Source organism: Flavobacterium psychroterrae (assembly GCF_018380615.1).
GTDB lineage: Bacteria > Bacteroidota > Bacteroidia > Flavobacteriales > Flavobacteriaceae > Flavobacterium > Flavobacterium psychroterrae.
The window spans coordinates 1-14249 of the sequence record NZ_JAGYVZ010000048.1 but is presented as its reverse complement, the minus strand read 5'-3'; the positions used below and the strand labels follow the sequence as shown (position 1 = coordinate 14249).

12 protein-coding genes are annotated in these 14249 nt (G+C 31.7%); 1 reads left to right on the top strand and 11 read right to left on the bottom strand.

Features of this window, described 5'->3' with window-relative positions; genetic code table 11:
• Window positions 1–292: 292 nt before the first annotated feature.
• Window positions 293–976, top strand: a complete 684-nt coding sequence (locus tag KHA90_RS24395; protein WP_213308013.1) for a hypothetical protein — start codon at window positions 293–295, stop codon at window positions 974–976.
• A 163-nt stretch (window positions 977–1139) separates the two neighbouring features.
• Here the strand turns inward: KHA90_RS24395 and KHA90_RS24390 are convergent, their stop codons facing one another.
• From KHA90_RS24390 to KHA90_RS24340, 11 genes are all read right to left on the bottom strand, one after another.
• On the bottom strand, window positions 1140–1451 hold the full coding sequence (locus KHA90_RS24390; protein ID WP_213308011.1) for a hypothetical protein: 312 nt from the start codon (window positions 1449–1451) through the stop codon (window positions 1140–1142).
• Between the two features lie 403 nt (window positions 1452–1854).
• The gene (locus KHA90_RS24385) at window positions 1855–2124 is read right to left on the bottom strand and encodes a hypothetical protein (protein WP_213308009.1); all 270 of its coding nucleotides are present in this window, start codon (window positions 2122–2124) and stop codon (window positions 1855–1857) included.
• 95 nt (window positions 2125–2219) lie between these two features.
• Window positions 2220–2357 carry a PDDEXK family nuclease gene (locus KHA90_RS24380; protein ID WP_213308007.1) on the bottom strand — a complete coding sequence of 46 codons (138 nt, stop codon included), beginning with the start codon at window positions 2355–2357 and terminating at the stop codon, window positions 2220–2222.
• Window positions 2358–2541: 184 nt separating this feature from the next.
• On the bottom strand, window positions 2542–4953 hold the full coding sequence (locus tag KHA90_RS24375) for an AIPR family protein (protein WP_213308005.1): 2412 nt from the start codon (window positions 4951–4953) through the stop codon (window positions 2542–2544).
• 1 nt (window position 4954) lies between these two features.
• Window positions 4955–5923, bottom strand: coding sequence for a PD-(D/E)XK motif protein (locus KHA90_RS24370; RefSeq protein WP_213308003.1), 969 nt, complete (start codon window positions 5921–5923; stop codon window positions 4955–4957).
• A 3-nt stretch (window positions 5924–5926) separates the two neighbouring features.
• On the bottom strand, window positions 5927–9097 hold the full coding sequence (locus tag KHA90_RS24365; protein WP_213308001.1) for a Z1 domain-containing protein: 3171 nt from the start codon (window positions 9095–9097) through the stop codon (window positions 5927–5929).
• Between the two features lie 12 nt (window positions 9098–9109).
• Window positions 9110–10630, bottom strand: coding sequence for an ATP-binding protein (locus KHA90_RS24360; protein WP_213307998.1), 1521 nt, complete (start codon window positions 10628–10630; stop codon window positions 9110–9112).
• Window positions 10631–10664: 34 nt separating this feature from the next.
• On the bottom strand, window positions 10665–12314 hold the full coding sequence (locus KHA90_RS24355; protein ID WP_213307997.1) for a DNA cytosine methyltransferase: 1650 nt from the start codon (window positions 12312–12314) through the stop codon (window positions 10665–10667).
• A 136-nt stretch (window positions 12315–12450) separates the two neighbouring features.
• Entirely contained in the window at window positions 12451–12711 is a 261-nt protein-coding gene (locus tag KHA90_RS24350) for a helix-turn-helix domain-containing protein (RefSeq protein ID WP_213307995.1), read from the bottom strand.
• A 3-nt stretch (window positions 12712–12714) separates the two neighbouring features.
• Window positions 12715–12957, bottom strand: coding sequence for a hypothetical protein (locus KHA90_RS24345; protein ID WP_213307993.1), 243 nt, complete (start codon window positions 12955–12957; stop codon window positions 12715–12717).
• Window positions 12958–12980: 23 nt separating this feature from the next.
• The gene (locus tag KHA90_RS24340; protein WP_213307991.1) at window positions 12981–13385 is read right to left on the bottom strand and encodes a hypothetical protein; all 405 of its coding nucleotides are present in this window, start codon (window positions 13383–13385) and stop codon (window positions 12981–12983) included.
• Window positions 13386–14249: the final 864 nt, after the last annotated feature.

The window sequence follows — 14249 nt, the reverse complement described above, 5'->3', positions numbered from 1 at the left end:
CGAAAACAGATTTACTAGAAAAATAATTACTTTTACTCATCGTATTTTGTATGTCGAAACACAAATTTACGATTCATTTAAAGAAGCCATCTTTTTGGCTTCTTTTTTTATCGGACAACAATGATTTGAAAACAAATAATACTGACATTTATCAGATATATCTACCCAATTTAGGAGTGCTATGTCTGATGTCGTCAGACATATATACAAGTTATGTGGCATAATTTCGTAAAACGAGATAATTCAATCAATTAAGACACCGATGAAACATTATTTTGAAAACTATAAATTTTTGAGAACAGAATTAAAAAATTTATTATACATCGCTATTTTATCAATTTTATTCATTGAATTTATTGGGTTCAGCTATAACGAGCTTTTACCTAAACTTAACGTAATTGCAAACATTATTTTAAAATTATCTTATTCGTATATCTCTGCATTAATCTTTTATTATTTAGTTGTACATTTTAAAAGACAAGATGAAAAAAGAAAGTTCTATGTGATTTTAAATAACAAATTAACTTCAATCATATTAGAACATAATAGTGTTTATAGCCAAATAAGTAAATTAAATAATGAAGAACAAATAAATTTTTCAGATAAAGAAAATTTAAAAAATAATTTAAAAAATGTTAACCCAAACTCAATATACAATGGAAAATTATATATAAATACTGGGAAAGTTAGTTGGTTAAAACATTTATATATTGTTGCAGAAACTACAAGAACAGAGATTGAGAGGATTTTTTTGCAATCATTCCTTTTAGAAGTTGAACTCATTAATATACTAGATAAAATTAATAACAATACTTTATTCCAGCAAATGAGATTATTTAATCAAACTACTATTGGAAATGAAAACTTTGAAGACTTTTACGAGTCCTTCTATATCTATTCGCAAAACATAGATAACCTTCAAAAATATATTGATAAGGAGATTAAAAAATATACAACTGCATCAAAATTTAACTAAACTGTATCGAAAATTGGAATGGAAAAACGTTGAACATACCATTACGCCACATAACAGGTAGAGTTTCATTGTTCGTGCTACGCACGCAACGAAACTCTACCTGTTGGTGCCATTCTTTTATTAAGTTTTAATTTTTTCAGTTTCTTCTGTCAAATTCCAACTTTTAAGTTTCAGTATTTTTATTCTTCCTTTTTAATCCTCTTATAAACATAAAAATAATAAAAATAGTCATCGCCGAACTCATAATTAAATTATTGAGACTATTTGAAAAATTCTCTTTGTCTATTTTAGTGAAATTATTCAATAATTGAGTGTTTTCTTGAGTTTTGTTTTTCTGTATTAATTGAGCAGTATGTAAATCAGCAAGCCTGACATAATCATCAAATAAATGTTGTCTTTCAATAATAATCAACCATAAAAACGCGAAAAAAATTATTGATTTAAAAAAAAGAAGATAGTAATGTTTGTATTTCATTTTGATGCATTTGAATTTTGGTTAACTTTTCAGTTTCTGTTTTTTTTTACTTCTTCGCAATTCATATTAACATTTTAAATTCAGTATTTTTTTTAATGTTAATTTTTAGCAGTTTGTCGTTTAAGATTGTCACCAACTTGTATATATGTCTGACGATATCCGACTTATCTATCCTAAATTGGGTAGATATGTGTGACAAATTTCAGTGTTTATTTATTTTCAAAAATAGGATATTTACTTCATAAATAATCAAACGGACTTTTATTTGTTGAATGTTTTTAGTACATCAATGAGTTTGAATTTCAGTAGTTTTACAACCCTTTGACTTTTTATTTTGGAGTTAAGGATAGTATCTTTATGGTTAAAGCCGCAACAAGAAAACCACTCCTAAGAGTGGCTTTGATTAAATTCCAACAAAATCAGTAGCTTTTACAGAGACAGCTTTTTCAAGCTTAGCTCCTAAACTTCTGCAGACGCTCTGCATGTCTACAAGTCCCTGATCAGATGATTTGCTGGAATGCCATAAAGTGGTGTTGGGTAGTAAATAAATTTTGTTGTCATTTACATAATTCCAACGATCACTATAACCCAATTTGATTAAGCCCGCTTTTACTTCCGGATTTAGTCTATCTACATCATACGATATCAGAATTGTTCCAATTGTTGTTCCCATAATTATAAGTTTTAAAGTTTAGTCAAAAGTATAGTTTGACGGTATTTATAAAGTAAGGTTTTCCGTAGTCCGGAATGTTTTTTAATGAGATTGTGTCAGACGGCTTTATTATTTTTTCGATATCTGTAACCTTTCGACCATAGTGCTTTTGCCATTAACAGTTCGGGTTTTGTTCCAGAAGCTTTAATGGCACGCATATTTTTTGATCTTTGTTCCGAATTATGAACGTCCATACATTATTAGTTTTTGCAGATCATCATATTTATTTTAATATAGTTTATATTTTTGATTTCTGTTATAATCTATTAGTATTTGCTTTAACAACAATATCAATTATAATCTGACAAAGAATTGCTGTTTACGAAGTTTTCAGACTTTTTAGCTAAGAGATATTGGACTACAGTTCATTCTTTTTTTCTACTCAGCAACTTCAATAGGTAAGGTTGCAACATAATAAGATGCATAATATATTTGTTTTGTAGTTGGCGAAAACCCATCATTTAATGTTTTTCCTATTTCGCTAAAAACGGAATCATATTTTATTCCTTTATGCTTAGCAATAACACCTGTTTTTTCAAATACAGTTATAATGTTTTCAGATTTGTCTATTGCTGAGTTATATTTTTTTACAATATAATTAAATGTTTCTTCTAATACTGCATTATTCTGGTACTGAATTATATCAAATATTTCGGGTTGATTAATTCTGATTTGCGTTATTATATTATCCTCAAAAGTAACCAGATCTGGGGTTAAGTTATCTCTTTGCTGTATTAAGGCGGCAATATTTGAAAGTTTATTTCTTTCGTTATCAGTTAGTACATCCCACAGTAAAGAATTAATTTTTTTATAAAATTCGGCAGTTTTTGAGTGTATTTTAATGTAATTATTGAGTGGTTGAAAATCAACTTCTTTTACAGATTTTGCTTTTTTATCTATTTGTTTTTTTGACTTTGAGTATTTTTCAAGAATTTTGACAGCAGTATCACTGGTTATAAAATTATGGACTTCATCACTGTTAATGATTGACTGCCAAAGTTCTATTTTTTTAGAGTATTCACCAAAATCTTCACTCTTGGAATATTTTTTTATCAAATCATTCATTAACAATAATAGATCATTAAAAAATGCAGTTATATCATCTTCGAAATTTTCATTCATCCAGATTTTGAGTAAATCAAAAGGTAGTCCCTTTTTATTACCATCAGTGAAATTATATAAAACCGAGATAGAGTAGGGAACTACTGCGGAGCGTAATTGTCCCATAGAATTTTTCCCCTGACCATACAGTGATTCTAATTTTTTAAAGATTATGATTTTTGAAATTAATTCTTCATAGAAAATCCGGTTGATATCTACCACTTTTTTAGAGGTTCCTTCACCGCTTATTTCTTCGATAAAATATCTAAAAACTTTTTCACCACCTTTCTTTACCATATAGGGTTTGTCTCCCCAGGCGCTGTAATATTTTGCTAACTGTTCTTTTGAAAATCGTCTTTCATTAGGAAAATCCTTTTTATACCTGGCTTTATTGGAACCGGCAATTCTAAGCATGGTATTATACTCGCCTTTTGCCCTTTCAAAAAACCACTTTAATCCAGAAGGTGTTACAATACTTTCGCTTAAAGCTTTAATTTTTACCAGTTGAGAATTTCGGGAACGCAAATCAACAGGAGAGACCCTGCTCTGAGCGTTAGAGTATTTACTAATGTTTGAAATCAGCTCTTCAAGGTCTTCTTCTGAAGTTTGTTTAGCTACATTGATTTTAGCCATTACTTTGACTTTTTCAATATTATAACCATCTTTTTGAGAAAAATATATTGTTGCAGTGGTTTGTCCGCCGTTAACAATTTGAAAATTTGTTAATGATTTAATTTTATTGTATCCCAGCTCTTCAACAATTTCTGCGCTTGTTGCTGTTATCGTTAGTCCATTATTATATGCTACAAATTTTTCAGGTGCTAATCTGATAGTTTCGCGTATACCTTTATTGGTGCTATTTGTTAATTGTAGAAATGATCTGACATTTTTTTCCAGTAATCTTCCACTAAATTCTTTATAAAGTCCGGCTATAATGGTCGCGGGTAGTGCACATAAATAGGATTCGAAATTATTTTCATCTGCTGCTTTAATAGCTTGTAGTGAATAACCAAACATTTCTTCAAAGTCGACTTTTAAAGCTTCCCTGTTACCTTGGGATATTATTATATTATATAAAAAATTTAAATCAATTAATCTTTTTTTGATTAAGAAGGTCTTACTCTTTTGTTCTTTATTTTTACTGTAACCAATTGTGATACCTTCATTTTCAAACTCAAGTCTTTTAGGCTGAGGTTTAGAACCCTGTAATGAAACAGTTGCAGTTGCGGAAATTAAAAAGATTTCAATTACATCAAATTGATCAGCACCATTAGATGATGAGATCTGAGAGATCAGAGCTCTGGCTGGACTGGAATCCTGAATTTCGTCGTTTAGATGTCCTTTGATAGCATTATTAATAAAAGTAGTTCCTCTTTTAAATTGCGCGTCATAACTGGCCTTTGTAGAAATTTGCAAATCTTTCTTTTTAGCAGTTAAATCAATTGATGATTCATCTACTAAAAACAATTGCAGTCTTTCACCTGATTCATTAACGCAGTATGCGTTAATTTTCATCTTATCAGTTAATTTAAAGTAAGAACTATTATAATCTTCTGAGTCTATAAGCTTTGCATCAAGCATGGATGGCAGTACCTGAGATAATAATAGTGATTCAGAAAGCTGACCATCATCATCTTTGGATTGATCCAGTAATTCACTTCTATAATTAAAATATTCTTCTATAATCATCTTAATATGTTTTTTCTTCCAGCATATAATTATCTAATGTGGCAGTCCGTAAATTATAATTGAGTTTAGTTATTTCTTCTGGTATATTTGAAACTGATAACTTAGGGAAATTTGCCCGCCCGCAATCGTATAAAATTGTTTTAGAGACTACAAACCTATAATTATTATATTCAGTTACAGATTCTATAGTAAGTCCAATTTGCGCTAATGTGTGATATAATATGGTCAGGTCGCCCAGATTTTTTCTAATATAAATTGTTGCCTGCTTAATTAAATCATAAATAGAAACTCCTTTGATCATATCGATGTTTAGTGAAACAACTAATAATTCTAATCCTTTATCAAACTCTTTCTCTAACTGATATTCACTTGAAATTTTTATAAACTGTTTTGAGTCATCCTTTGTTTTTACTTCTATATTTTTATCATCAAATATAAAATCATTGGTTGTATTATAAGGACCTTTCCAGGATTCTAAAATAGTATCTACAGTTTTAGAATCGCTCTGTTTAAGAAACTCATTCAGAACAAAAAGTTCTCCAAAAAGGCCCTTAATTTCTTCATTACTTAATCTTGATTTAAATTTATCATCAAAGAAGTCAGCCCACTTATAAAAAGAATAAATCAGCTCTTTGGCATAATAATCAGGATCAGTAAAATCTTTAATTTTAAAATACAGAGAAAGGATTAAATCATTAAATAAGTCAATAAAATCAGGATCATTTAACTTAATCAGGATTATCTTTTCAACTGGTAAGTAAGAGAGTGTTAGTTTCTCTTTGTCGTTGTTCTTTAATTTAATATCAATATTGTGTGGTAAATAAAGTATTAGGCATCGGAATCCGTCACCATCAGTTGCAATGTAAAGATCAGGAATACACTCACTGGAGATCCTTAAAGCTTTATAGCCTTTGTTTAATTCAAAATTTTCAAAATTTTGCCACTTTACAACTAAAGTATCGATTTCCATATGCTAATTATTTTCATCAGATAATATTTCGGCATCATCACCAATACTGTCTTCCTCATCTTCTTCATCTATATCAAGATCATAATCCCCTTCCATATAAATACCTCCTGGCGCATCTTTGATAGGAGGAAAACCTAATACATATCCCACCAGAGGAATTTCTAAATCAATATTATTAGTGTCAATATAATTTTTAAAATCTTCTTTTACATTCAACACTTTAGGATTCTGTTGAGCCTGGTTAAAAACATAGTGGGAGTCAAATAAATAAATAATCAGCAGACCCTGACTTTCAGACAGCTTTTCTCTGTAATATCTTTCCGGAATTGTTTTTGATTCTTTAGCGATATCTAAGGCATCCTTATCAGAAAGTGTTTTGTCTTTTTTCTGCAGTTCTTTAGCTTTATAAAAGTAAAAGGTTTCATTTGCCTGCCGTTTTTCATGCTCGCTTAGAAGAATAGCTAAATCAGTATTGGCAGAAATAATATTAGCACTTTTTCCACTTGCCTTATAAATTCCGTCATGTAAAAAAGCATTTACATCTGCACTGTTTGTAGTTGGTCCAGATCTTTCCGCTAATCTGATTTCTGACGCTAATTCCGGATTTAAATTAAGCTGGTCCGCAGGTAAAGGTTTTTTGGAATTACTTGTTATTTTCAGTGCTACTGTCCAGTCATTTAATAAATTCTTTTCATTGCATAATTCAATGAATTTTGATATTTGTGTTACAGTATCGGCATGGAAATTATTCGGCTGTTTTGCAAGTATTTCTATAATTTCAGACCCTGTAGCTGAGAATGTCGGCAGACCGTCTTTTTTAGTGACAAATCTGGGAGCTATATTCGATTTAAAATTAGCCCAGGTATTTTCAATATGTTCCTTTTTTACATTAAATCTTGTCGTCATTTCTATTTGATCTGCATAAGACCATTTTACCTCTTTTGCATTTCTTAGAATTGAAGGACGGGTAATCTGCAAAGTACCGGGATGTGTTTTAACTCTCAAAACAAAGTTGCGGGGCTCTTTGTCTTTTTCTTCCATTTTGATAAATTCAGCTTCCAGTTCCTCTATACATTTAGTTGTGGAATTGAATTTATTTAGTGATTCCTGAGTTGTGAAAATTTTACAGCAATCTAAATAGCCAGGTCTGTAGCCAAACCACCTTCCCATCTGAAGCAGAGCGTCCGAGTAGTTTGTTGTTCTTATAAAATAGTTAATAGTCAGACCTTCCAAGGTAAATCCCCTTGACAATCTATTCCCTCCAACGGCTATTATTTTCTTAGGCGTATTTTTTGGATATTCTAATTTTTCTTTGGTGAAACTATTTATGGCTTTAACTTCGATGCCTTTAACGGCGGATGGCAGGATTTTTTTTATTGAATCAAAAACGATAGGAATCATAAATTCATCTTCATATCCTGTCGGCAGATAATCTTTTATGTTTTCAACGATATGGGCGTAGTACGTATACCATACATTTTCTAGTTCAAAATATATGGAATCAGTACTGGAAGGCTTATCATTATTAATTCTGGATGTTAATTCTTCAACATATTCAGTTATTAATTTTTTAGTAGTATTCTGCCAAGATGTAAATCGCGAAATATGAATCAGCATAGTGTTATGACGCTGATACAATTCTGACTTTTCCATATGAGGTATCCGACTTTCCCGGATTGCTAAAGAAAGAATAAAGCATTTAACGGCATCTTTTAATGATTCTGGTAAATGTTTCGGAAAATCATCTTCTTTTTTTGCTGCCCGTGTACCTTTTTTATAGTCCGAATGAGTAAAAAAATCTAAATAACCGCTTTTTTCATATTTTTCATGCCATTCTTCTTCACTTATATTTTTAACTCCGGTAATTTCACCATCCTCATTTACATAAATTCTCGAGGGAAAATTCTCTACATAATCATTGACAGGAGGAGCAACAAGTGGAATTTTGTCATTTTCATCAGTTCTGTTTTCAATTGAAGCTACAGTTTCAAAGATTTGTTTGGCCCCTAAATAGTTTGAAGGCGGTTCCAGCAGTTCAATGAAATCATCCGGAAAAATATTGTCTTCTAAGGCTAATTCCTTTTCGACTGTTTCTCCCTTAAATTTGTATTTTTCTTTATATTTTTCAACAGGAATTTCGTTTCGATCCTGAAGTACGTTTGCAAATGGTGTAGCGGTATAGCCTAAATATGTTTTTATATTAAACATACCTAACAAAGCACGAATCTGAGCATTAGTTTTACTTGCGTACTCTCTTCCTTTAAAACCAAGATTATTTAATGATGCATTATCGGCTTCATCATCTAAAATCAGGAGGGGAATGTTGTGCTTTTCTTTATTTTCATCAAGTGAATCATGAAGCCATACTATTAGATTCCTAAGGACACTGACATTTTTTTTTGAGACCAGAACATATTTATCATTAAGAGTAAAGTCCAGCTCTTTGGTTGTTTTGCCAAAATCTTTTTGCTCCGAGGTTATTGATTTGACCTGAATGATATCAGACCCTCCCAATTGGCCAAATCTTCTGATTTCGCCGACACCTTTTTTTCCTGAATTTTGTGAAGAGTCATCGGCGCCTTCTCCAATAACATCAGATTCAATTCTCTTTTGTGTCTGACTTCTCAGGTCTTCCATGATACCTGATAATACAATAATAATAACATATCCCGAATCGATCGCTCTGTTTATAACAGCATTAAAGTTACCCGTTTTTCCAGACTGAACCGCACCTACAACAAGTCCTTTTCTATAGACTGCATTTTTAGATTTAGGATCAGCCATTTTCTTTAAAATAGATAGGCTGGATTTTCTGGTTTCATCAACTACTTTTTGAGACCTTCCTGTTTTTAACAGATATTTAAAATATCTTTCTGAATAGTCCCAGCTTAAATCGGCTTCTCTTTCATTCTTCAGCCAGGATTTTAATCCTTTTTTCTGCAGTGAATGACTTATACCTGGATCAATAGGGTTTACTGATAGATATTCTTTCTTAGCAGTTTCAAAGTAACTGTTAAGAGTAATTTCATCTACAGGAGGTAATCCTATAAGAGAGCCGGCATTTGTAATATCATCTTTAAGACTCTTAAATAATTGGTCCACAAAATTTTTGTCTCCAGATGTTTTTGAAACTTCCTGCTTAATTCTGTTTTTAAATAAATCTATATAATTCATTATGGTGCTTAATTATTTAATTAACAATTTAATTTCTTCTGGAAGGGAAGAAAATTTGAAGCCTAGATGCGGCAGTATATCTTCCCTGATCATTTCTGATGAGACTCCATTCTCCAATAATTCAAGAATATTTATTCTGATTTCCTCCGTACTTATGCCGTCTTTTGATTCAATATTTAAAAATTCTTTTTCTTCGTGGACCTTTCTGATACTGTTTACACGGGTATTGATCATTCTTAATATTAAATTAAGCTTTAAGTTCTGATCTTTATCTAAAGTTTTTGTCAATATTTTCAAGAGCGGAAAATTATTATTTATCTCAAGAATTGATCCTTTATCGGATGAGCTTCTCTCAAATAACTGGCTGTTGTTTTGTGATTTGGCACCCGAGAATTTTCTGATACCTCTATTGTAGAATTCTCTTTCAGCTTCTCCTTTTAATTCATCGATGTATTTTTCAAATGCTGCCCGCAGTTCATGTGGAACAGAGATTTGAGATTTAGCGACATTTAAATGCAAAAGATGATCAACTTTATTTCCTACTTCAACCCTCAGCCTTGCAAGCTGCAGCCTGGGGGCCTTTTTTATAAGTCCATTCCATCCTCCGAAAAGTATAATTCGATCAGCTCTGTAAATATATAATCCCTCCATGTCCATTAAACCTCTATACCTTGTTGTCCATTTAGACAATCCCTGTCTGCTTTCTTCGATACTGCGTGAGGGCAGAACATACCCTTCAATTTTTATCACATCGGATTTAAACTGACTTTGTTTAGGTTCGATTTGTCTGAAATCTTTTTCTTCAATAGGAAATGGATTAAATCCGGTTACCTGTGAATTATTAATTCTGATTTTAAGAGGATTTACTGGTTTTTCCATAAATCGGTGGAATACAAGAGCAAGATAATCTGCAGTTACTTCGTTAATCTCTTTTTTAATCGCAGTATTTCTATTTTTCTCTTCGAGATATTTCTCAAATTTGTACAGCCCGTGCCATATTACTATAGTATTTGCTTCAAAATCTTCAAAATTATTTAAATATTCATTTGATAGCTGGTTGTACTGCAAAATCAGACTATTAATTTCCTCTTGTGAATTAACAATAATTTTCCATCCATGTTCTTTCAAAAAGTCAACATCCCATGTTCGGCCTCTGTATGTTTTTTCGCCTTTAAGTTTTGAGAGTACCGTAAAATTTCTTGTTTGGGAAAAGGAAGCAGTTTTCATTCCTAATCCAAATCGACCCAGATCTTCATCGTCTCTTTTGTTTTCCGGCGAAGTACTGGGAAACTGCATATTTTTAATAAGTGCTTGTTCGCTCATTCCATCACCATTATCAGCTAAAAATAATCGAAAAGGTTCAGTTTCGACATCGATCAATACTTCAATCATGTTGGCATTTGCAGAAATAGAATTATCCATTAGATCCGCAAGTGAAGTTTCAAGACTGTATCCCTGTTCCGCTATTGATTTAATTAAGTACTCAGGATTTGGTGAAGCATCTTCACTTATTATATTTAATGGGTCTGTCATAGAGTGTGGTCTGTTAATATAGTAAGTTGATGTTTTATTTAATATAACTGACTGCTTTTTTTTGAATCTTGATTTCAGATTTTAAATCATTATTTTTTTTAAAAATATCATACACTATTTCTGATATCTGAAAAGCCAGGTAAGGGGGAACTGCGTTCCCAACCTGATGATATTGAGCTGTTCGTGAACCACAGAATAAATAATTATCCGGAAATGTCTGTATCCTTGCTGCTTCTCTTACAGTAAGACTTCTGCATTGATCCATATCGTAATGAATAAAATAATGTCCATCTTTTGAGATATGACTCGTTACTGTTGTAGCTGCACAATCTGGCATCTGAACCCTGAATCTATCTGCAAATTTTCCACTCAACGCATTAACATGATCCGGCATCAATTCTGCACCATACGTTTCATAATCGGTTAGTCTGGGAAATCGTTTAAATTTTTCAGCATAAATAGCGGCAAAAAGATATCGCTTTAAATCTTCCATTAAATGAGATCTGGTTTCATGATTGCAGACGCCATTCAGATTTTTATCATAGTACCAGTTGAATAATGGATTGGATATGTCAGGTGTTTTGCATTCGATATATTCAGAGCCTGTACTAAATGAAGAGGCTTTTACTTTTTCAATTGGTAATTTGGTTTTAAATTCTTTCCATGAAAGTATTTCCTCTTTCATGGAGTTTATTTTCTGTTCCCAATTCAGATCTGAATCGATTTCATTTTTATAGATTCTTTTTTTTGCTCCGTTTACGGTTTCACTTGAAACGATAGATCTTCCTAAACCACTTCTTACTTTTGGTAAATCACCTATAACACTTTTCAGATCGGTTTCCTTTAAACCCTGAGTAAGTGTTCCTGGTAATACATCAACATCCTCTCTGATTCCAAGCAATATAACCCGATGCCTTTTTTGAGGTATTCTGAATTTTTCTGATTGAATTAAAAAATCCCGATCATCTTTATACGTAGGATTTCCAAAGGCATCAACACTTTTCGGTTCAGTGGATAGTGAATAAATTTTATATTTAGGAGCATTGGTCTCTTTAAATACCGACGAAGGGTTTCTTAAGTCATTTAAAATCCAGTCAAATACTTTTTCTCCATTAAGATTAGCGGATAAAAGCCCTTTGACATTCTCCATCACAAACACTGTAGGATGATGAACTGCAATAATCCGCAGATATTCTTTATAAAGATAAACTCTATGATCTTCATCATCTATTCCTCCAACTCTGGATCTGCCAACTAAAGAAAATGCCTGACAGGGGGGACCACCAATCAATAACCAGTTTTTTTGTCCGTTTAAAGATTCTTTGATCCTATTATCAATTTTTTCCGATGGATAATTTTCACTTCCTAATTCAGCCAGCCAAGCCTCTTTTTTTGCCTCCAATGCTTCCGTCGGATATTTTTCATACAAAGCTGAAATTAATTGTTCTCTTTTGTCGAGATTTTTTTCCTGAAGAATCTCATAGTACTCAGGAGGTACTTTTCCTTTTGCGAATTTCCTGAAAAAGCCTCTTAATTCTAAGGTTTTATGTGCATTTTCATCCTTTTCTATTGAGAGTTTAATATCAAAAATCCTTTGATCATTGTCAAGTACAGAAGAGAAACCTTCTCCCAGGCCCCCTGGTCCCGCAAATAAGTCAATTATAGGAATTTTATTGTGTATCATAAAATGGGCCACTAAAAAAGTGGAATTTAAAGTAATGAGGTCCTGATAAATATATTATTCTCAGGATACCTTGTAAATGAATTTTTTGTAATTTAATTTTTCAACTCAGGAATAATCTAAGTAAAAGAAATAGTCATTATTTTTTATTGTTAAGTATAGATATATTAAAATCCAGAAACCATGAGAATTTAGAAAGATAATCTATGCTAAAGTTAAATTTTCCATTTTCTATTTTAGAAATTGTAGTTCTGCTTACTTTCATGATAACGGCCAGATGTTCCTGGCTATATCCTTTTTTTTCACGAATTTCGCGAATAGTGTCTCCAATTCTTAAACGACTATCATAGAGATGATTATTTAATTCATTATCTGGTTGTTTTACACTTTGAGTACTCATTTACTACGCTTCAGTAATTTGTCGTGAGATGATTTCAATTGCTTCTTCTTTACTGAGTATATTGCCAAATTCCTGCATTGATTCTTCATCTTTATACACACCATTTCTATCATTCCAGCTTAGCCATTCTATTAGATCTAATCTATTCCATGTATTTAACTCTGTTTCCAAGACCTCACCACGAAGTTCCATAAGTTTGTAGTATGGATGTTTTAATTTCTCTTCTTCACTAATAATTTTGTTCATGATTATTATTTTGCAATTATGATTTAAGCCTGATTAATCAATAAAGTTCCCAGATGTTCAATACCATTGTCATCAGCAACTGTTAACCAGATATTAGTTTCTATCCCTTTTTCACTGCTTGACATATTTAATTCTGCAGTTGATTCGCTGGCCTTTATTACCCTTCCTTGAACTTGTGAGGAATCAGATTTAAGTACAGTTACTTTATGTCCTATAAGATCGTTTGTCTCTACTTCAACGACTTCTAATTCATTTAATCTCACTTTATTTACCGGTGGAAAAGACAGTCCCGTGTTTAGTGCCTGAATTTCGGCTCTGGATCTTTCCCCGTCTTCAATAACTTCTAAAACCACGTATAATTGGTTTGGATTTTCATCTGCCAGTGGTGTATGAAATTTTACAATTTGACCTACTTTAACTACGTTCATGATTCTTAATTTTGTTTACTATTATGCACAAGAATTATAATTCAAATATAATGAAAAAGTCTTTTGGAAAGTGCAATATATTGAACGTTTTAAAGTGTTATTTATGAACTTAAGTTATCTGGACTTTTAAACATTAATGCTCCTATTAATGAATATAATCGCTGTTCCATTTTTCGTGGCCACTGCTGGGATTATCTTGAATACTTTAAGAAGCCTGAAGTCACAGCATCACTAAAATTGTGATTAAACATTTTTTTATATGTTTTAATTTATTTCTCTGTCTTCATTATTCCGATATCAGAATTGCTCCAATTGTTGTTCCCATAATTATAAGTTTTAATGTTTAGTCAAAAGTATAGAGTAACAATATTTATAAAGTAAGGTTTTCTGTAATCAGGAATGTTTTTTAATGAGATTGCGTCAGACGGCTTTTAATTTTTCTATTGATTTTCATTCGAAACGGACTAAAAGTGCAGCCAAGATAGTGGCCGCCGTATGCTGCATGCGCATAATGGACTTCAGTTCCTTTCGTCCACCCTTCGGGACTTATAGCACTCCACATCCGTATAACGGCCACTTGATTCCTGCTTTCTTTTTTTCCGTTTTTTCTTTGAAAACAATTTTTTTTAAGGTGGGGCGGACAGAAGGGGAAAGGTAAGCGGGGGAGTTGATTCTCCGTGTAGATCAATTTTTAATCATTATTAAATTTTACAGTTATGGAAATTACAGGAAGGGTTACAAAGTTATGTAAAGCTTTACATAATGCTGTTTATGCAAAGCAAAATATTATGTAAAGCAATTGACTATATCTAATACAAAGCCAATTGTTTATAAGAAAATATAGCTTCATTGCTTTACATAAAT

Excerpts from the sequence above, each read along its gene's own strand:
- KHA90_RS24350 (WP_213307995.1), bottom strand. The coding sequence starts at position 12,711 with ATGAGTACTCAAAGTGTAAAACAACCAGATAATGAATTAAATAATCAT.
- KHA90_RS24360 (WP_213307998.1), bottom strand. The coding sequence starts at position 10,630 with ATGACAGACCCATTAAATATAATAAGTGAAGATGCTTCACCAAATCCT.
- KHA90_RS24340 (WP_213307991.1), bottom strand. The coding sequence starts at position 13,385 with ATGAACGTAGTTAAAGTAGGTCAAATTGTAAAATTTCATACACCACTG.
- KHA90_RS24370 (WP_213308003.1), bottom strand. The coding sequence starts at position 5,923 with ATGGAAATCGATACTTTAGTTGTAAAGTGGCAAAATTTTGAAAATTTT.
- KHA90_RS24345 (WP_213307993.1), bottom strand. The coding sequence starts at position 12,957 with ATGAACAAAATTATTAGTGAAGAAGAGAAATTAAAACATCCATACTAC.
- KHA90_RS24385 (WP_213308009.1), bottom strand. The coding sequence starts at position 2,124 with ATGGGAACAACAATTGGAACAATTCTGATATCGTATGATGTAGATAGA.
- KHA90_RS24390 (WP_213308011.1), bottom strand. The coding sequence starts at position 1,451 with ATGAAATACAAACATTACTATCTTCTTTTTTTTAAATCAATAATTTTT.
- KHA90_RS24355 (WP_213307997.1), bottom strand. The coding sequence starts at position 12,314 with ATGATACACAATAAAATTCCTATAATTGACTTATTTGCGGGACCAGGG.
- KHA90_RS24365 (WP_213308001.1), bottom strand. The coding sequence starts at position 9,097 with ATGAATTATATAGATTTATTTAAAAACAGAATTAAGCAGGAAGTTTCA.
- KHA90_RS24380 (WP_213308007.1), bottom strand. The coding sequence starts at position 2,357 with ATGGACGTTCATAATTCGGAACAAAGATCAAAAAATATGCGTGCCATT.
- KHA90_RS24375 (WP_213308005.1), bottom strand. The coding sequence starts at position 4,953 with ATGATTATAGAAGAATATTTTAATTATAGAAGTGAATTACTGGATCAA.